Origin of the sequence: Desulfovibrio psychrotolerans (genome assembly GCF_013340305.1) — a bacterium.
GTDB classification, from domain to species: Bacteria; Desulfobacterota; Desulfovibrionia; order Desulfovibrionales; family Desulfovibrionaceae; genus Halodesulfovibrio; species Halodesulfovibrio psychrotolerans.
Genome location: NZ_BLVP01000036.1, coordinates 78,777 through 95,343, shown reverse-complemented (window position 1 = coordinate 95,343; position 16,567 = coordinate 78,777). Strand labels below are relative to the sequence as shown.

Genomic DNA, 16,567 nt, shown 5'->3' with positions numbered 1-16,567 from the left:
TTTTTTGGGGGGGGGGGGGGGGGGGGACGGACGAAGCCTGCCGCTATTGCGTATTGGCGGAAAGAGCCTGCAACAGCTTTTCTTCATACCGCCTGACGAGATTCATCTCGTACTCATCTATGACGGGCATATCCGGCGGACGCTTATCACCGGCAAGTTCGCTTCCGAACCGGATGAGCGCAACGGCTGCGGAACAATGCGTCATGACATAAAAGAACCGCTCAGGTGTCCATTCCTTGCCGGAGAACCATACGGCGGTCTTTGCATCCCACAGGAAAGAGGGTTGTCCCTTTGCATCCACCACGGGCTGCGCATCACCGCCTTCATGCATCATCCATTGCTTGAAGGCGGGAAAGTCCGCTATGAAGCGTTCCACTTCCGCATTGGTCATGGGCGGCTGATCATGGAAGCCTTTCTCCCCTTCCTGCGCCGCAAAAACCTGCCCGGCACACAGAAGTAACACGACCGAAACTAACGCCCCCAACAGGCGAACCGTGCTCTGCATACATCCTCCCGGATACTCTTACAGATACTTTCAGGTACGTTCACAGAGACTCTCAACACACTCTACGCCCAGCACGCCGCTGATGGCGAAAAAAACTGCACCAAGAAAAAAAGCCGACCCGTAAGGAGTCGGCTTGTGCTTGCTGTCTGCTCTGCTAGTCGTATTTAACCGAACTGATCCGCATCAGGCGGCTCCAGTTATGAATGGCTTCCATGTAGCGGATAGAGCCGGTCTTGCCACGTATGACCATGGAATGCGTAATGGCTCCATCACCGGTATACTGCACGCCGCGCAGGAAGGTGCCGCCGGAAATACCGGTGGCGGCAAAGAACACATCGTCGCTGCGGACGAGCGTGTCCACGGTGTGAATTTCGCGCAGGTCAATGCCTGCTTCCTGAATGGCTTCCTTTTCCACGTAGGACTGGGGGTCGAGCCGGGCGAACAGCTGTCCGCCGATTCCCTTAATGGCGCAGGCAGCGAGAACGCCTTCTGGAGTGCCGCCGGTGCCCATCATCACGTCCACCTCAGAACGCGGGTCCACCGCCATAAGCGCGCCAGCCACGTCGCCGTCCGTATGCAGCTGAATGCGCGCCCCCGCCTGCCGGATCTGGGCGATGAGCTTTTCATGCCGGGGCTTGTCCAGAACAAAGACCACCAGGTCGTCCACATCCTTGCCAAGTGCCTTGGCGATGTTGTTCAGGTTTTCCTTCACAGGGGCGTCAATATCCACGGCGTTGCGTGCTGCCGGGGGCACCACGAGCTTTTGCATATAAAAACTGGGACCGGGATTATACATGGTGCCCGCAGGAGCGGTGCCTACAACGGAAATGGCGTTGGGACGCCCGTAGGCAAGGAGTTTGGTGCCCTCTACGGGGTCTACGGCAACGTCAACGGCAAGCCCGTTGCCCGTGCCGACCTTCTCTCCGCAGTACAGCATGGGGGCGTTATCTTTTTCGCCTTCACCGATAATGACGGTGCCCTTGATGTTCAGCGAATTGAAAGACAGGCGCATGGCATCTACCGCCGCAGCGTCTCCCGCATCGTTATTACCCTTGCCGAGCCACCGGGCGGATGCCAGCGCAGCTGCTTCCGTAACACGGACAAGGTCCAGAGCAAGGTTCTTTTCCGGGGCTTCCATGAGGTACTCCTCCAGCTTGAAAACGGTTTCCGGCCACACATTGTGGCGGCATGAGGCATAGTATGAAAAAAACGAACCGATGGAAAGAATCATATTGATCGCTTTGCAACAACGCAGCAGGACCGCGCCATTCACAAGCGCGGCAATGTACCCTACGCGGGTGCAGGCTTCAAGACAAAAGACGGGCCGAACCGCAAAGGATATGAAAAAGCCCGCCCATCGCCTGAAACGAGGCGGGAGGCGGGCTGAAACAGGCGGAAAAACGTTCTATTCTTTCTTTTCTTCCGCTGCGGGGGCGGCGGGTGCTTCAGACGCGGGCTGAGCTGCTTCATCCTGCTTTGCTGCTGCCTCTTCCGCCGCAGGAACGGCTTCAGGCGCTGCGGGGACAACGTCTTCGGACTCGTACACCACCGTTTCCTTGTTCATGGCGGCGATGATGTCATTGGTCACATCGGCCGAAGGACCGAAGGACATGACCTGATCGGAAGGCAGAATGACATCCAGCTTGCGCTCAGCAAGATAGGCGTCCAGCACCTTGCGGAAGGCTTCGTTGAGCTTGCCGATGACCAACTGCTGTTCGGAGTTCATACGCTGCTGGATATCACCCAGCACGCGCTGCATCTTCATCATGGATTCCTGCGAGTTGTCCTTTTCGGCCTCTGTCTGGATAGCCTTGAATTCTTCCTGCGCCGACATGCTGATCTTTTCCAGATAGGCTACGCCGGCCTTACCGGGGGCGGACTCCTGAAATACCTTTCCGGCATCTACCACGGCCACTCTGGGACCGGCCTGTTCCGTTTTGTTGCAGCCGCCCAATCCCATAACAAGTGCGAGGGACAGGATACCGAAAAGTGCCATTTTTTTCATATGAACTCCATGTGTTGGATAAAATATTCCGTTTCACGTCACCCTGCCGCACAGGGCCTTGTGCCCATGCGGAAGTGCATTGATAAACCACCCTTGGCACATGCACAAGAGCGGGGGCCACATTGACTACTGAAAGCCCACAAATTCCTTACGCGCCGCCACCACCTTGCCAAGGTACCGTCTTGTTTCCTGATACGGCAGGTAGCGGGTAAGTTTTTCGTACACCTGCTGCGGGCTCATGCCGTTTATGACATCCACGGCCCTGGCCCTGTCTGCATGGAAGGTACGCAGCACCGTGCCTGCCCCGCCGTTGTATGCCGCAATGACACAGTATTCTCTGGATACCGGATTGCGGATAGACGCCAGATAACGGGTATCTAACAGGTGCAGATAGACCGACCCATACTGGATATTGCTCTGCGGCTGGTACAGAAGACCGGATGAGGGGTAGCCCTGTGAACCGTGCAGGAAGGCATGGACGTCTGCTCCCGCGGTTTTGGGCACAATCTGCATGAGGCCGTATGCGGGCACATGGCTTACAGCCCACGGGTTGAAATCGCTTTCCGTCTTTATCACCGCATAGACGAGGCTGGTGCTGAGGTTGTATTTGCGGGAATACAGATCCACATATTCTTTGAACTTAAGAGCCCGCAAATGCCCGTGGTTGGACACCATGGGAATCTGCACGGAGTGCACGGTGCGGTAGCCCCCTTCCGCCTGCACCTGCCGCATACGCCTCTCGCGCCGGATGAGCATGTCTGCGAACCGCTCGGTACGCCACATGTAGCGCAGCACTTCGCCGTCGTAATCACGCACCTGCCCCAGCAGATACGGGGTTTCGCCCAGCTTGACCTCGCTGTCGGACCACAGGTCCAGCCCGCGCGGATCATAGGGAGTGAGCAAGGTGGTGACGATGGCGTTCTTCAGGCTCTTTTGCGGGTCTTGCTGGTCCGCGGTTTCTACGGTGATGACACCTGCATCGAAATCTACCAGTGCCCTGCTCAGATAATTCTGGGTGTATTTGACGTACTTTTTAGGTTCCGGTTCCTGCGCATCTTTTTCACCCCAGACGCGCCGGGTGGATTTGCGGAAGGATGCGAGCCGCTCAGTGAACCGCTTGATATCTGCCTCAAGCTGCTTGGGGTTTAGCGCATAGCCTGCGCCTTTTTCCGCAGCCCAGGTTCCGGCGCCCTGCACATCGCGCGCTGCAACAATCCTTCCTGCCCGAACCGCCTGCGAGGCCGTGCAGCCGGAAACCATGCCCGTGCACAGGCATACCAAAATCATCAACGATACCAGCCGTCTCATGTCTCCTTCCTGTTCATTGTTCTGCGATGCGGTTGACCCGTCGCACCGTGCTCCGCATTACCGGGCCATGCTGAAAAGCATGCATCCACCTGCCACAATCCAACGTTGGGAAAGGGCAGGCCCGGTCGGGCTGTGACACCTATTCTCCGGCGGCAGATTGCTCCAGAAACGCCTCCACCAGTGCGTCCATGGCGGTGAAGTCCGTTCCTTCCACCCAATGCACAGCCCCGTCACGGCGGAACCATGTAAGCTGCCGCTTGGCATAGGCGCGGGTATTTTTCAACCACAGAGCCTTGCATTCTTCCATGTTCAGTTCGCCCGCCAGATATCTGTACAGTTCGGCGCAGCCTATGCCGGACCAGCCGGGAGCCTGCGGGTTATCGCACCGTGTTTTTGCCGCGCGCGCCTCTTCCAGCGCCCCCTGCGCCAGCATATGTTCTATGCGGACGCCGAGCCGGGGAGTTAAGGCGGCAAGGTCGGTACGGATGCCTATGCGCAGGCCGCGGTACGGCGATGCTGCCACCGGCTGGGCATGCCACCAGCTGAAGGTTTTGCCCGTGCCTTCGTATACTTCCAGCGCGCGGCAGATGCGCTGCCTGTCGTGCGGGTGGATACGGGCAGCGTATTGCGGGTCTGTAAGGGCAAGGCGCACGTGCAGGGCTTCCGGGCCTATGCGGTCGCATTCCGCCTCGTAGTGCTGCATGATTTCCGGGTTCACCTGCGGGATATCGGCCAGACCGTCCAACAACGCGCGCAGATACAGGCCGGTGCCGCCCACAAGCAGAGGCAGCCGGGCTTCCGCGCGGGTCTGGGCCACGGCCTTGTGTGCCATATCCAGAAACCGCCCTGCGGATATCTTTTCTTCAGTGGGCAGAAAACCGTAGCCCCGGTGCGGGCAACTCGCCTGCTCCTCTGCCGAAGGCTGAGCGGTGATGATGGGGAAATCGCGGTAGACCTGACGCGAATCAAGATTGATCACGCAGCCGGTAAAACGCCGGGCCAGATGGAGCGAGGCGGCTGTCTTGCCTGCCCCGGTAGGGCCGACAAGGCAAACAACGGGAATGCTGGACATGACGATACCGGCCTACATATTCAACGGATAGGGGTAGCCGTATTTTTCCCGCAGCTTACGGTAGACGCTGTCCGGAACCAATCCTTTAATGTCGCCGCCGAGCTTTGCCGCCGCCTTGACGATGGTGGAGCTTATGTACAGCCACTGGTAGTCTGTCATCAGGAACACGGTCTGGATGTGCCGCTTGAGCTTGCGGTTCATGAGCGCGAGCTGGAACTCATACTCAAAGTCCGAAACGGCCCGCAGGCCGCGCAGAATGACCCCCGCCCCCCTGCGCTCCACATAGTCCACGAGCAGGCCGGAAAACGATTCCACCACAATGCGGTTGTCGTTGGCAAAGACCTCCTCCGCCATGGCCACCCGCTCCGTTATGGAAAACAGCGGCGACTTGGGGGTATCGTTGGCAACGGCCACGACCACTTTGTCGAATATCTGGCAGCCGCGCTTGATGAGGCTGACGTGCCCGTTGGTCAGGGGGTCGAAGGTGCCGGGGTAGACGGCTATGCGCTCTCCCTTGTTGTCCATAGCAATATCCTTGTCTGGCCGTAGGCCCTGTTGGCGAGAAGTTCCAGATCGGGGTGGTCCGTTTCTGCGGGCAGAGGCAGCTTGGACTCTACCTCGGCGCAGACGAAGCCGCCTACCGCCAGCCAGCCGGTGCGCAGCACGGCTTTGAGTGCGGGGGTCAGGTGATTGAACCCGTAGGGCGGGTCAATGAAAATAAGATCGAACGGCTCAGCCGGACGCTTTGCCAGCACGTTGCGCATATCTTCCGCGAACACGCGGTACCTGTGCGGTGCAATGTCCAGCGCCACGGCATTTTCTGTTATCAGGGCAGCCGCCTTCTTGTTCATCTCCACAAACCAGCCTTCTGCTGCTCCCCGGCTGAGGGCTTCGAAGGTGAGCGAGCCGCTGCCCGCGAAGAGGTCCAGCACCCGGATATCCGGCCAGTACAGTCCCCGCGCCTCCAGCATGGAGAACACCGCCCCCCGCACTTTGGAAGTGGCGGGACGGTAACCCGGCCCGGTGGTGGTCTTCAGACTTCTGCCGCCGTATTCTCCCGAAATGATCCGCATAGATGATTACCCGCTACGCCTGAGACAGAAAGCTCAGGATTTCGCTGTTCAGTTCCACCAGACGATCCCGGATTTCCACCTGCTCAACCCAGTCCTTCTCTTCCACACGCTCAAGGCGGCGACGCACCTGCGCCATCTTGCTTTCCGTTTCCGCGATGAGGAAGCTCCAGTCCACACGGGGCTGTGCGCGTTGCGGGTCAAGCGCCACCTGGACATCGCGCCCGGGCTTGAGGGTGATCTGTTCCAGATAATCGGGAACATGGACGGTAAGATTGAACCGCTCACGCAGCAGTTCCGCAAGAGGGGTCTGGGAGCGTTCTTCGCCGTGGACCAGAAACACCTCCATCTGCGGCCGGGCGATGGGGGCAACCCAGTCCAGAATCTGGCTCTGCCCCGCGTGGCCTGAAAAGCCGCCGATGGTGAAAACCCTGGCGTTTATGGCCACATCTTCACCGAACAGCCGCAGGGTTTGCGCTCCGTCCACGATCTTTCTGCCCGGTGTGCCCTGTCCCTGATAGCCCACGAAGACGATGGAGGCACCTTCTTTCCAGATATTATGCCGCAGGTGGTGCTTTACCCTGCCCGCGTTGCACATGCCGCTGGCGGAAATGATGATGGCCGGACCTTCCATGGTGTTCAGCGCTGTGGATTCATGGGTTTTCAGCGTGTAGCGCAGATTGGGCAGATTAAGCGGATCTTCGCCTGAATCCATAATTTTGCGCAGTTCGTCATCCATGTATTTAGGGTGCTTACGGAAAATCTCCGTAGCGCGTATGGCGAGGGGGCTATCCAGATACACGGGCATATCTTTGGGCAGCTTGCCTTCTTTATCCAGCAGGTACAGGGTGTAGAGCACCTCCTGCGTGCGCTCCACGGCAAAGGCGGGAATGATGACCTTTTCGCCATGCCCGTAGCTGTATGCAATGGCTTCCGCCAGTTCCACGCGGCTGGTGCTGCTGTCCTTGTGGTCGCGGTCGCCGTAGGTGGATTCCAGAAAAAGGTAGTCTGCCATGCCGGGGTCATCGGGGTCGTTCACCATGAGCTGGTTGGGGCGGCCCAGATCGCCGGAAAAGACCAGCCGGGTGTTGTCGCCGTTTTCGGTGACATGCACCTCTAGAAACGCAGAACCCAGAATATGTCCGGCATCTCTGTAGGTTACGCGCACTCCCGGGCAGGGTTCAAAACTCTTGTTGTATTCCACGGTCTTGAAAAAGCGGGAGACCCTTGCGGCATCGTCCTGCGTATAGAGCGGCTCCACAGGTTTTTTGCCCTTGCGGCTCTGCTTCTTGCTTGCCCATTCCGCTTCCATTTCCTGAATGTGGGCGCTGTCCTGCAGCATGATTTCCAGCAGGTCGCGCGTGGGTTCCGTGCAGTAGACTGTGCCCTTGAATCCCATGCGTGCCATGCGCGGCAAAAGTCCGGTATGGTCTATGTGCGCATGCGTCACCAAGAAAAAGTCTATCCGCTCCGGCTCGTAGATATCCGCATCCACGTTGCGCTTTTCGATCTCGCGGTTGCCCTGATGCATGCCGCAGTCTATGCCGAACCGCCTGTTGCCCACCTCTATCATATAGCAGGAGCCGGTCACTGTCTGCGCGGCTCCCAAAAACTGTATCTTCATATTCCGCTCGTTATACGCCCGTTATACGTGTGTTCAGATGTGTTGCGCGTTGGCGCCAGAAGCACTCCACTATGGCGGCAGATACCGCCAAGCGCAAGCGATTTCCACTGGTTGCGTGCAGAGGGTGAAACCGGTATACTTGGATATGGCAGCGTTCCTGCCCTTCTACCACGCAATCACGAAACAGCATTCGGCACCTGCCGCCCGAAAGGAGACCATATGCCTTCATCGAAGCAATACGTTATCGACAGCCTGTCCATCAAGGAGTCGTGGCGTCTTTTCAAAATCATGTCTGAACTGGTGGACGGATTTGAAACCCTGAGCGAACTGGAGCAGTGCGTTTCCATATTCGGCTCTGCCCGCGTGGCGCCGGAGAGTCCGTTGTATAAGGAAACGGAAGATATCGCCCGCATGCTGGTGGAGGCCGGATACGGCGTTATTACCGGCGGCGGGCCCGGACTGATGGAAGCCGGCAACAAGGGGGCATCTGCCGCCAACGGCACCTCGGTGGGGCTGCATATCCACCTGCCCATGGAGCAGCACACCAACAACTACATGAACGTGCGCTGCAACTTCCGCTACTTTTTTGTGCGCAAGCTCATGTTCATAAAGTACGCCATGGCCTATGTGGTTATGCCCGGCGGGTTTGGCACGCTGGATGAGCTGACCGAGGCCTTTGTGCTGACGCAGACCCACCGCATAAAGCCCTTCCCCATCATTCTGTACAAGAGCGAGTTCTGGAACGGCCTGCTGGACTGGACCCGCGACCAGATGGTGAAGGGGGGCTTCATCAACGAGAAGGAACTTGACCTCATCACCGTGCTGGATACGCCGGAACAGGTGGTGAGCCACATAAAGAAGCACGTGATCATTTAACATGACCACCCGGAGAGAACTGGAACACCGCCTTGCGGAGCTTTGCACGCCGCCGCAGGGGCACCCCACGTGGGAGGCTTTCATGCGCCTTGCCATGGTCGAAGCCGCCAAGGCGGAAGCTCTGGGCGAGGTGCCTGTGGGGGCTGTTCTGGTGGCCCCGGACGGGGCCATATCCGGCACCGGCTGCAACCGCACCATAACGGACCGCGACCCCACGGCGCACGCGGAGATTCTGGCCCTGCGCGAGGCAGCGCGAACCCTTGGCAACCACCGCGTGGAGGATGCCGTGCTTGTGGTAACGCTGGAACCGTGCCTTATGTGCGTGGGGGCCATGGTGCATGCCCGTATACGCGGGGTTGTGTTCGGCGCGGCAGACCCTAAAACAGGGGCCGTGGTTTCCAGGATGCGCGGGCTGGAACTGGACTTTCACAACCACGCCCTGTGGCATACCGGGGGCGTGCTGGCAGAAGAATGCAGCGAGCAGCTTTCTGCCTTTTTCCGGCGCAGGCGTGCCGAACAGGACCGGCTGAAACGCAAAGAGTGAGCCGCCCACGACCCTGCAACGCCCGCTGCCCCCCCAAGCAAATACAATGGCCCGCCCCGCGTAACGCACGGGCGGGCCTTTTTGTCAGCCTTATGTCAGCCTTTTGCGGGCCTTTTGTCATTCTAGTGCCAGCCTGTTGTCAGCCTTTCGCGGGCCTTTCGTCAGTCTGTTACCAGCCTGTTGTCAGACATCAGCCGAAGATAGCCAGTGATCTGCCAGTGATCGGCCATCGTTCACAGGCGTTCGCAACCGTCCGCAGACATTCGCAGACATTCGCAGACATTCGTAGACGTTCGCCAACTGGTAACCTGTAGTGCGCCAGCAGCTTGCACCATCTGCGAAGAAGGGGGCTAGCCGCGCCCCTTGGTTCCGGCGGTCCCGGCGGCAGATGCCCCCACCGCGCATGATGCGCCGCAGCCGCCAAGGGGGGCCTTGTTCCACGGCATCATCACCAGCACGCGGGCCATTCCGCAGGTGCCTGTAAACCCGGCGAACATAAGCCCGCAGCCTATGAACAGGGCAAAGGCGAAGAAGAAGGACGAGACAAGCAGGCCGAGCAGCGTGAACATGAACACCATGGCCCCCGCGCCCACCAGCACCTGCCGCTCTATGGGCATGCCTTTTTTTCCTTCATCTACCGGAAGCCCGGCCTTTTTCCAGCCTGCTATGCCTTCATCCAGCACGGCCACATCGCCCATTTCCTGAGCAAGCGACTCTGCGGCCTGCGCCGCCCGTGTGCCGGACCGGCAGACCAGAATGGGCTTTTTGCCCTGAACGCCCATTCCGGCCAGACGTTCTGCGTTTACAAGATCAAACGGCAGATAGACGGAACCGGGCAGCGATTCGCCAAGCACCTCGCCCACGGTGCGCACGTCTACCAGCAGGCCCGTGCCATCCTGTGCCATCTTTCGCGCGTTTTCCGGTGTGATATGGGATACGGAAGCCATATGTGCATCTCCTTGAAAGCCTCCGACCTGCGGAGGGATGATTCGATAAGGCCGCAACATACCCCCTTCGGGTATATTTTACAAACAAAACATGCACCCTGCCCCGGCTGCCGTTACGGAAGGGATAAGCCGGACGCAGTTGCCCGAAACAGCAACCCGCATGCGCAACCCGCATGCCGCCCCATCCCGGAGGCCGTTCCTGCTAAGAGCTTTTCCCTTGTGCAGCCACTGTACCACTTTCCGCTTGCGTGTGGGTACAAAATAGCTTAGAAACCAAATCCCTTCGAGGTGCCCGAAAGGATACACGAAGCAAGCGGAGAGGTAGCGAAGTCCGGCCGTAACGCGCTCGACTCGAAATCGAGTTAGGGGTTAATAGCCTCTACGTGGGTTCGAATCCCACCCTCTCCGCCATAGGGTAAATAAAATAGCCACTTAGCTAAACGCTTTGTGGCTATTTTTGTTTCCTCAGTGTCGCTTAAAAACGTCTTTTGGCGTGATTTTGGCGTGATTTTGTTTTTATCCGCTACTTCGGCACCTCGCCTTCCACATCCGTAACATACCCGCCAGCGCTCAACTTGTGCGTTACGCGGGTAATGCTCCATTCGCCATTCACTCCGGAACGGAAACCGGAAAGGATAGCGCGCCCCTCTGCGGCAAGTTCTGGCCTTCCGGGAAGGCTTACTGAAAGGGTGGACTTTCCACGGCGGTAGGCTTCCAAAGAGCTTTGCGCGGCCTTCTCGGCGGCAGCCTGGTCCGGGTATACGTGACGGATGCGACGCACAGGCTCACCGGCACCGGCAGCGGCTTCCACATCCTGGGCGGCGTTGGCATCGCGCCACACGGCCACAACCTTCTGGTAGTCCTGGCGGCCTATCAATTTCACGGTGTGGCTTGTGCCGCTGGTGCGGGCAATGGAAACCGTGGGCATGCTCTTGCCACTTATGGTCTTTCCTTCTCCCTGCGGTACGATAATCAGCTTGCCGTCGTTCGCCTTGGCAATGCCCCCCACGCTCTTTGCAACCCGCGTCAACAGGTTCATGTTGCTTTCGTCCACCTGGTCCAGGTGGGGCAACTGGTGGGCAACAAGCGCAGGGCTAATGGCCGGGGTAAGTCCGTGTTCGGCCGCAATGGACGCGGCCAGGTCGCCCAGGGTGCGCGGCGTCCATGATCGGTTATGCTGCGTGTGTAGGGCGGTGTACGCCTTGCTATCCTTCATCGGGGCGGCCTTGGCCGTAATGGTCAGGGTATCCGGCGGCCCCTTCAATTCAATTTCATCCACCACATACAGGCCCATGAAACGGGCGGCACCTTCATACCCCAACCATACGCGCAATTCCGCGCCCGTGGCGGGCAGGTTTATGCCGGTGCCGCTGTCGTCCAGTTCCAGGGTTAAACAGTCGGACGCAAGCCCGGCTTCGTCTGTAATGGTCAAAGAAAGAAACCGCTCACGGATCGCGGCGGTAATGTCGTTACCGTTGGCTTCAATACGGTATGACGGGCGGAAGGTTTCAACGGCCATATGCTAATCCCAAAGGCTTACGCCCTGCTCTGCCACGGGTGTAGGCAGGTCAGGCAGGAGAACAGAAACGCCTGCAGGCAACACCGGGCCATGATCGGCAAGACCTGGGTTCGCTTCCAGCACCAGGGCAACAGCCGTGGCCGTGCCCGCCTGGTTCCCGTAGTAACACCAGCAAATACCGTCTACCGTGTCCCCGTCTTTCGTGCGGTACTGCATCACTTAAGCCCCTCATCATACTTGCGCAGGCGTATGGAGAAATCCACCTGCAGCGGTGCGCCGCCCTTCTCAAATGTCTTTTGCGTCTCGTTCACGCCCAGGATAACCCACCGGCCATGCACATAGCCGCGCCCGTCCACCATCATCAACGGTTCCCCCTTGGCGGCTTGCGCGCGCATGGCATCCAACTGCCCCAGGCCGCCCCGGAAGGTGGGCAGAATGGTCCCGTTCAAGGTAATGGAGTCTTCACCCGGTCCGGTGAATTGCAGCGCGGCAAGCTGATGCACGCGCTCAAGCGCCTGCCAGCGGTATGCCGTGGTACGGGCAAATTGCTGGTACGCGGCCGTATCCAGCGAAAACACATACCCGCCTAGCTTCATCATGATTCCGGCCATGCCCTACCCCTACCACGCCACGCTGGCATCATCGTACAGCGCGCGGCGGCTTTGCGCCTCCTGGCGTTCTCTGATTTTGCGGGCCACGGCATCCGCTATGGCCTCGGGGTCCTGCCCAGGTGCCCCACTGATATGAATATCCCCTACCGTATTCGTAACCGTGGCCGTTCCGCCGCGCTGAATGGGCGGCAGATCGGGCACAGACGGCGAAGGAATAGCAGTGCCCGGCACGGTGCCGGATGCCATCTTGCCGCCGGTGCCTTGCTTCACAGCGTCGCCCACTTCCGGCACGTCCGCCCCGAAAAAAGTTTTAACGGCGGACCATACCCCGCCCACTTCAAACGCCTTTTTCAAATCGTCCCACGCGGTAACCAGGCGATACACTCCCGCCACGGCGGCCGCGATGGCCGTTATGATAAGACCCAACGGGTTTGCCATTACGGCAGCCCCCACGACCTTAAGAGCACCGCCCACGGCCAACATGCCGGATGCCAGGCCAGGCAACGCCATTGATACAAGCGGGGCCAGGGCGCTACCGACTTGCCATAGGCTTTGCCCGAACTGGAACGCGGCAATGGCAGTTTTGGACGCCATAAGCACGCCCACGGCCATAGCCAAATTTTCAAACCCGCCCAACTTATCCGCCACCCAGGACACAGCAGACCCGACGGACTGCAACACGCTCCACAACCCTTGCCCGAAGGCAACAATCTTGGGGATGGATTCCTTGAACGATTCACCCACGCCCACAATGGTAGCGCGGTTCTCGCGCAGCCAGTCGGCCAGCTTCGGCCCCATCTCTTCAATAAGTGGGGCCAGCGCACCGCCGATTAGCCCGGAAACCTCCTGCCAGGCACTGCCCACCACGGTAGTGAAGCGGTTCATGGCCGTGGTGTAGGCAAAGGCACCCTTCGTTCCTTCCTCGGAAAGCAGGTTGAGGCGCTTCTGTTGCTCCAACAAATCGTTCACGCCTTCCTTGCGGGTACGCAGGTAGCCGATAAATTTGTTCGCCTCGCCGCCCATAAGAATGTCAGCGGCGGAAACGGCCTCTTGATGATCGTCCAGGTTCTTTGCGGCTTCGGCAATGCGGTTAAACTGTTCCTCGGGCTTCAAGTCCTTCAACTCTTCAAACCGCAACCCGAGAATCTGCAACGCTTCGGTCACGGGCGTTATCTCTTCCAGCCCCTTGGATTCACCAAGCTTGTTACTCATCTCTTCAATGAGGTCGCCCACGTTATCCGCTTCAAGTCCAGCTTCGGAAGCGATACCGCCCCATAAGCGCATGTACTGGCCGGAAATGCCCAGGGACTTTGCAAGTCCTTCCTGCTTGGCGGTCATGCTGTTTGTCATGGTAACGGCGGCACCTATGGCGGTGGTTCCGGCCGCAACAACGGTGGTAAACTTGGCCGCCTCGCCTACCATGTTCTTGAACTTGCCGCCTACGTCAGCATCTAAGGCTTTCTGGAAGGCTTCGTACTTGCGTTGGGCGCGCCCCATCTCTGCGGCAAGGCGTTTCTGTTCCCCGGCAAAGTTATGCGTGTTCACCCCGGCGGCAACAAGTTCCTTTTCCAGCTTGTCTAGGGCTTCGCGCTTGGTGTTGTATGTCTTTTCCGCCTTGACTGCGGATCGTTCCGCCTGATCCATAGCGCGCTTCATGGCGGCCGTGGGCTTTTCCGCCCGCTCATACTCATTGCGCAGGGCGGCCGCTTCCCGTTTCAGGTCCCGGTACTCACGGCCAGCCTTGCGCACAGAGGTGGGGTCATAGGCGTTAAGCTTGTCCTGTTTGTCCTTCAGGTCTCGGATGGAGTCACCCACGCCGGACAAGTCACCACGCACGGTACGCATTGCGGTGCGCATAGACCCGGCCACGGCGGCTCCCACTTCGATTACTGCGGAATACTTGCGCTTATCAGCCATTATTTCCCCTGGGCAGGGCGGAAACCCACGCCATCAATTCTTCAAGTGTCAGGTCAAGCAATTCAGAGAGGGGCCACCCGGTGTAATGGGCCAGCACCAGCACGGCCCTCCGGGTGGTCGCCTCATCTAGGACAAAAAACCCCGGTAGGCTTCCTGCAACTTGCGGTAGTCCTTCATATCCAGTTCCTCAATGACCGGGGGGGCAACCTCACACAGGTTCGCAAACAGGCGCACTTCCTGTTCCGCATCGGTACCGCCCTGCTTGGCAACGGCCACCTGGTCCCGCGCCTTCATGCGGCGCATGTTGAGGCACGTAACCGTTTCGCCGTTCATTTCCACGGGATAACTCAATGTGATTTCTGTTTTCATACCTTCCCCTACATACCCAGGGCGCTACGCCGTGCGGCAAGCTGATCGGTGCCGCCGATGATGCGGACCATGTTGATTACGTCGATTTCATGCAGGACCGTGCCGCCCTGCTCCCGCTTGTAGTACGTGAGGTCGAAGGTGTACGTAGACGCCCCGACTTCCCCTTGCTTCCATGCGGCCGGTTCGATGGACCGGGCCTTGCCCCGCATCTGCACAACCACAGGGGTAACGGTGCCGTCGAACGATTCCAGGGAACCGCGCGCGGTAAGCTGCGTTTCGCCTCCCGTGGTCAGGCCGAAAAGGGAGAGCAGTTCGGCGCACTGCTTGGGGGTGGTCATGGTGCTTTCAAGCTTTTCCATGCCGGTTTCAACACCCACGGGGGCGTCCATACCTGCGGCACGGAAATCCTCGGTGGTAAGGGCCAGCTTAGGCAGTTGCAGTTCCTGCACTTCCCCGGCGTAGCCGCGCCCGTCCACGAACACGGCAAACCCTTTCAAAATGTCGCTTGCAACGGCCATTATTCAAAGACCTCCGTAATGTAGTCGTTCACCAGGTGGGACCGGAACGTGATGTGCTCGGCGGGGTACGGTGGGGTGAAGTCGAAGTCGAAGTACACCTTGCCCTGGGCAATTTGATCCGGGGTGTTCAATTCCGGGTCCGCCCAACAGGAACCGCCCAGGATTGCGCCAACGGCTTTCAGGTGGCGAAGGTAGGCGTTCACGCCTTCAATCACGTCCTGAACATAGGTTTTCGTTATATTGCGGTCCACGGCCCACATATGCGCCTGCAGCAGGCTTTCGTTAATCATGTCCGCCGTGCGGCGCACGGACAGGAACAGCCATTTGCTGTCAGTGGACGCGGTGCGGTTGCCCCACAGGATATAGCCGCCTTCATTGATGATGGTGGCGACCTTCTTTTCGTTCAGGGCGTTGGCTCGGCAATTGGCATCACCCAGGGTAAAATCAACCGGGCGGGACGTGCCGGAAATGCCGTAAATGGGCTTGTTCGACGGGGACCACCAGAAGCCCTTGTCGTTATCCGTGCGGGCAATAACCCCTGCAACGCGGGCACTTGCGGGTTCATTCGCATATGCGCCGTTGCGGTACACCTTCACCCAGGGGTCCACCATGTACACACGGGCTGTACCGTAATCCCCGATTGCAGCGATTGCGGCCGCGTCGTTAGTATTCGGCCCGTCAACCAGGATAACCGCACGCATGCGTTCGGCTATGCCTTCCAGTTCTGCGGCCACAGGGTTTTTCAGGTACGTGCCGGGGTTCTCGGAATCTTCCGGCCGCTGGTGCGTGAAGCCGGGGGCAAGCAGAATGCGCGGGGTGAATCCAAGTACGGATTTGGATGCCAGCAACGCCTGCACCCCTTCGTATTGGCCGGTTACGCCGTCCACGCCGCCTACCACGTTGGTCATAGTTACGGTTTCGTCCGCACCTTCCTCCACTCGGACCACTACCACCATCGCGCCGCACTGATCCAGAATGGCGTCCAGTGCTGCGGGCAGAGTTCCGGCATAGTCGCCCACGGTATCCAGTTTGGCGGCTTCCTTGCGGCTGCCAGCAATAAGCACGGGGGTATTCAGCGGGAAGGCCGCCGGGTCCGCATCGGGTGCGGTACCCACAATGCCGATAACGGACGATTTTACCGTCTGGATCGGGCGCGGCCCGGCGTCGATTTCAACGACTTCCACGCCGTGTAAGAACTGTTCAGGCATGGTAAACCTCTCTGTTACTGGTTAATAAACACGGGCGCTTCGGGCCATTCAACCGCAGCCGGATACGGAAATCCCTGCGGAATCTGTCTGAGTGCGTCGATGTAGGTAAGCAGTTCGATAAACTGCGGTTCGGTGAGCGTTGTTTCAGTACGGACGGCAGCGGCTACAAGCTCCCTTTCGTCCCGGTGACGGTCACGTATGCCGACGGCAGCGGAAAGCAGGTCATTGCGCTTGGTACGGGTGGCCTGCCAAACAAAATCCGCCACCTCTTCGGCGGCCACGATCCGCACGGAAAAGGGCGCATTGGTTTCCGCAAGTGCCTGCGCGGTTGCCTCGTCGCAGCCCAGATACAGCACAAGGCGCTGGCCGCGCTCAATCCAGTCCAGCACCGGCGTATCGGCAAGGTCCGGGTAGCGGGTTCCACCGCCGTGCTGGTCCATGTATGTAGTCGTGGTGCAATCCAGTATCTGCATG

Annotated in this window: 19 protein-coding genes and 1 tRNA gene; 3 read left to right on the top strand and 17 right to left on the bottom strand. The window is 59.0% G+C overall.

Translation table 11 applies throughout. The annotated features are described in order from the left end of the window. Window positions 1-43: 43 nt before the first annotated feature. The 8 genes from HUV26_RS15005 to HUV26_RS14970 all read right to left on the bottom strand — a co-directional run bounded on the left by HUV26_RS15005 (window position 44) and on the right by HUV26_RS14970 (window position 7,584). Window positions 44-505: a hypothetical protein gene (locus HUV26_RS15005; RefSeq protein WP_174410955.1), complete on the bottom strand. Its 462-nt coding sequence runs from the start codon at window positions 503-505 to the stop codon at window positions 44-46. Between the two features lie 154 nt (window positions 506-659). Further along, window positions 660-1,643 carry a class II fructose-bisphosphatase gene (gene glpX, locus HUV26_RS15000; RefSeq protein WP_174411074.1) on the bottom strand — a complete coding sequence of 328 codons (984 nt, stop codon included), beginning with the start codon at window positions 1,641-1,643 and terminating at the stop codon, window positions 660-662. 267 nt (window positions 1,644-1,910) lie between these two features. Beyond that, window positions 1,911-2,510, bottom strand: a complete 600-nt coding sequence (locus tag HUV26_RS14995; RefSeq protein ID WP_174410954.1) for an OmpH/Skp family outer membrane protein — start codon at window positions 2,508-2,510, stop codon at window positions 1,911-1,913. Between the two features lie 126 nt (window positions 2,511-2,636). After that, a complete protein-coding gene (locus HUV26_RS14990) occupies window positions 2,637-3,818 on the bottom strand; it encodes a murein transglycosylase domain-containing protein (RefSeq protein WP_174410953.1) in 1,182 nt (393 codons plus the stop codon). A gap of 139 nt (window positions 3,819-3,957) precedes the next feature. Continuing rightward, window positions 3,958-4,890: a tRNA (adenosine(37)-N6)-dimethylallyltransferase MiaA gene (gene miaA, locus HUV26_RS14985; RefSeq protein ID WP_174410952.1), complete on the bottom strand. Its 933-nt coding sequence runs from the start codon at window positions 4,888-4,890 to the stop codon at window positions 3,958-3,960. A 12-nt stretch (window positions 4,891-4,902) separates the two neighbouring features. Continuing rightward, the gene (gene coaD / locus HUV26_RS14980) at window positions 4,903-5,415 is read right to left on the bottom strand and encodes a pantetheine-phosphate adenylyltransferase (protein WP_174410951.1); all 513 of its coding nucleotides are present in this window, start codon (window positions 5,413-5,415) and stop codon (window positions 4,903-4,905) included. Beyond that, the gene (rsmD, locus tag HUV26_RS14975) at window positions 5,391-5,963 is read right to left on the bottom strand and encodes a 16S rRNA (guanine(966)-N(2))-methyltransferase RsmD (RefSeq protein WP_174410950.1); all 573 of its coding nucleotides are present in this window, start codon (window positions 5,961-5,963) and stop codon (window positions 5,391-5,393) included. Before rsmD ends, coaD begins: the two co-directional genes overlap by 25 nt. Before the next feature lie 13 nt (window positions 5,964-5,976). After that, complete coding sequence (locus HUV26_RS14970; RefSeq protein ID WP_174410949.1) at window positions 5,977-7,584, bottom strand: MBL fold metallo-hydrolase RNA specificity domain-containing protein; 1,608 nt, start codon at window positions 7,582-7,584, stop codon at window positions 5,977-5,979. A 219-nt stretch (window positions 7,585-7,803) separates the two neighbouring features. Between HUV26_RS14970 and HUV26_RS14965 the strand changes: the two genes are divergently transcribed. Both HUV26_RS14965 and tadA read left to right on the top strand, forming a co-directional pair. Next, window positions 7,804-8,460 carry an LOG family protein gene (locus tag HUV26_RS14965; protein WP_174410948.1) on the top strand — a complete coding sequence of 219 codons (657 nt, stop codon included), beginning with the start codon at window positions 7,804-7,806 and terminating at the stop codon, window positions 8,458-8,460. 1 nt (window position 8,461) lies between these two features. Beyond that, window positions 8,462-9,004 carry a tRNA adenosine(34) deaminase TadA gene (gene tadA / locus HUV26_RS14960; protein WP_174410947.1) on the top strand — a complete coding sequence of 181 codons (543 nt, stop codon included), beginning with the start codon at window positions 8,462-8,464 and terminating at the stop codon, window positions 9,002-9,004. A 350-nt stretch (window positions 9,005-9,354) separates the two neighbouring features. Here tadA and HUV26_RS14955 read toward each other — a convergent pair whose 3' ends face one another. Next, window positions 9,355-9,951, bottom strand: a complete 597-nt coding sequence (locus HUV26_RS14955; RefSeq protein WP_174410946.1) for a rhodanese-like domain-containing protein — start codon at window positions 9,949-9,951, stop codon at window positions 9,355-9,357. Window positions 9,952-10,266: 315 nt separating this feature from the next. Between HUV26_RS14955 and HUV26_RS14950 the strand changes: the two genes are divergently transcribed. Further along, a tRNA-Ser gene (locus HUV26_RS14950) sits at window positions 10,267-10,362 on the top strand. A gap of 112 nt (window positions 10,363-10,474) precedes the next feature. Here the strand turns inward: HUV26_RS14950 and HUV26_RS14945 are convergent. The 8 genes from HUV26_RS14945 to HUV26_RS14910 form a co-directional block, all read right to left on the bottom strand. Next, window positions 10,475-11,470 carry a contractile injection system protein, VgrG/Pvc8 family gene (locus HUV26_RS14945; protein ID WP_174410945.1) on the bottom strand — a complete coding sequence of 332 codons (996 nt, stop codon included), beginning with the start codon at window positions 11,468-11,470 and terminating at the stop codon, window positions 10,475-10,477. Between the two features lie 3 nt (window positions 11,471-11,473). Continuing rightward, on the bottom strand, window positions 11,474-11,686 hold the full coding sequence (locus tag HUV26_RS14940) for a tail protein X (RefSeq protein ID WP_174410944.1): 213 nt from the start codon (window positions 11,684-11,686) through the stop codon (window positions 11,474-11,476). Then, window positions 11,686-12,081: a phage tail protein gene (locus HUV26_RS14935; RefSeq protein WP_174410943.1), complete on the bottom strand. Its 396-nt coding sequence runs from the start codon at window positions 12,079-12,081 to the stop codon at window positions 11,686-11,688. Before HUV26_RS14935 ends, HUV26_RS14940 begins: the two co-directional genes overlap by 1 nt. Window positions 12,082-12,090: 9 nt before the next feature. Continuing rightward, window positions 12,091-13,998: a phage tail tape measure protein gene (locus HUV26_RS14930; RefSeq protein WP_174410942.1), complete on the bottom strand. Its 1,908-nt coding sequence runs from the start codon at window positions 13,996-13,998 to the stop codon at window positions 12,091-12,093. A 126-nt stretch (window positions 13,999-14,124) separates the two neighbouring features. Then, entirely contained in the window at window positions 14,125-14,367 is a 243-nt protein-coding gene (locus tag HUV26_RS14925; protein WP_174410941.1) for a phage tail assembly protein, read from the bottom strand. Window positions 14,368-14,375: 8 nt separating this feature from the next. Continuing rightward, a complete protein-coding gene (locus HUV26_RS14920) occupies window positions 14,376-14,885 on the bottom strand; it encodes a phage major tail tube protein (protein WP_174410940.1) in 510 nt (169 codons plus the stop codon). After that, on the bottom strand, window positions 14,885-16,093 hold the full coding sequence (locus tag HUV26_RS14915) for a phage tail sheath C-terminal domain-containing protein (protein WP_174410939.1): 1,209 nt from the start codon (window positions 16,091-16,093) through the stop codon (window positions 14,885-14,887). Before HUV26_RS14915 ends, HUV26_RS14920 begins: the two co-directional genes overlap by 1 nt. A 14-nt stretch (window positions 16,094-16,107) precedes the next feature. Then, a complete protein-coding gene (locus HUV26_RS14910) occupies window positions 16,108-16,566 on the bottom strand; it encodes a phage tail assembly chaperone (protein ID WP_174410938.1) in 459 nt (152 codons plus the stop codon). Between the last annotated feature and the right edge of the window lies 1 nt (window position 16,567).

What these genes read in the sequence shown, in the direction of transcription:
- HUV26_RS15005 (WP_174410955.1), bottom strand. Translation starts at nt 505, where the DNA reads ATGCAGAGCACGGTTCGCCTGTTGGGGGCGTTAGTTTCGGTCGTGTTA.
- glpX (WP_174411074.1), bottom strand. Translation starts at nt 1,643, where the DNA reads ATGGAAGCCCCGGAAAAGAACCTTGCTCTGGACCTTGTCCGTGTTACG.
- HUV26_RS14995 (WP_174410954.1), bottom strand. Translation starts at nt 2,510, where the DNA reads ATGAAAAAAATGGCACTTTTCGGTATCCTGTCCCTCGCACTTGTTATG.
- HUV26_RS14990 (WP_174410953.1), bottom strand. Translation starts at nt 3,818, where the DNA reads ATGAGACGGCTGGTATCGTTGATGATTTTGGTATGCCTGTGCACGGGC.
- miaA (WP_174410952.1), bottom strand. Translation starts at nt 4,890, where the DNA reads ATGTCCAGCATTCCCGTTGTTTGCCTTGTCGGCCCTACCGGGGCAGGC.
- coaD (WP_174410951.1), bottom strand. Translation starts at nt 5,415, where the DNA reads ATGGACAACAAGGGAGAGCGCATAGCCGTCTACCCCGGCACCTTCGAC.
- rsmD (WP_174410950.1), bottom strand. Translation starts at nt 5,963, where the DNA reads ATGCGGATCATTTCGGGAGAATACGGCGGCAGAAGTCTGAAGACCACC.
- HUV26_RS14970 (WP_174410949.1), bottom strand. Translation starts at nt 7,584, where the DNA reads ATGAAGATACAGTTTTTGGGAGCCGCGCAGACAGTGACCGGCTCCTGC.
- HUV26_RS14965 (WP_174410948.1), top strand. Translation starts at nt 7,804, where the DNA reads ATGCCTTCATCGAAGCAATACGTTATCGACAGCCTGTCCATCAAGGAG.
- tadA (WP_174410947.1), top strand. Translation starts at nt 8,462, where the DNA reads ATGACCACCCGGAGAGAACTGGAACACCGCCTTGCGGAGCTTTGCACG.
- HUV26_RS14955 (WP_174410946.1), bottom strand. Translation starts at nt 9,951, where the DNA reads ATGGCTTCCGTATCCCATATCACACCGGAAAACGCGCGAAAGATGGCA.
- HUV26_RS14945 (WP_174410945.1), bottom strand. Translation starts at nt 11,470, where the DNA reads ATGGCCGTTGAAACCTTCCGCCCGTCATACCGTATTGAAGCCAACGGT.
- HUV26_RS14940 (WP_174410944.1), bottom strand. Translation starts at nt 11,686, where the DNA reads ATGCAGTACCGCACGAAAGACGGGGACACGGTAGACGGTATTTGCTGG.
- HUV26_RS14935 (WP_174410943.1), bottom strand. Translation starts at nt 12,081, where the DNA reads ATGGCCGGAATCATGATGAAGCTAGGCGGGTATGTGTTTTCGCTGGAT.
- HUV26_RS14930 (WP_174410942.1), bottom strand. Translation starts at nt 13,998, where the DNA reads ATGGCTGATAAGCGCAAGTATTCCGCAGTAATCGAAGTGGGAGCCGCC.
- HUV26_RS14925 (WP_174410941.1), bottom strand. Translation starts at nt 14,367, where the DNA reads ATGAAAACAGAAATCACATTGAGTTATCCCGTGGAAATGAACGGCGAA.
- HUV26_RS14920 (WP_174410940.1), bottom strand. Translation starts at nt 14,885, where the DNA reads ATGGCCGTTGCAAGCGACATTTTGAAAGGGTTTGCCGTGTTCGTGGAC.
- HUV26_RS14915 (WP_174410939.1), bottom strand. Translation starts at nt 16,093, where the DNA reads ATGCCTGAACAGTTCTTACACGGCGTGGAAGTCGTTGAAATCGACGCC.
- HUV26_RS14910 (WP_174410938.1), bottom strand. Translation starts at nt 16,566, where the DNA reads ATGCAGATACTGGATTGCACCACGACTACATACATGGACCAGCACGGC.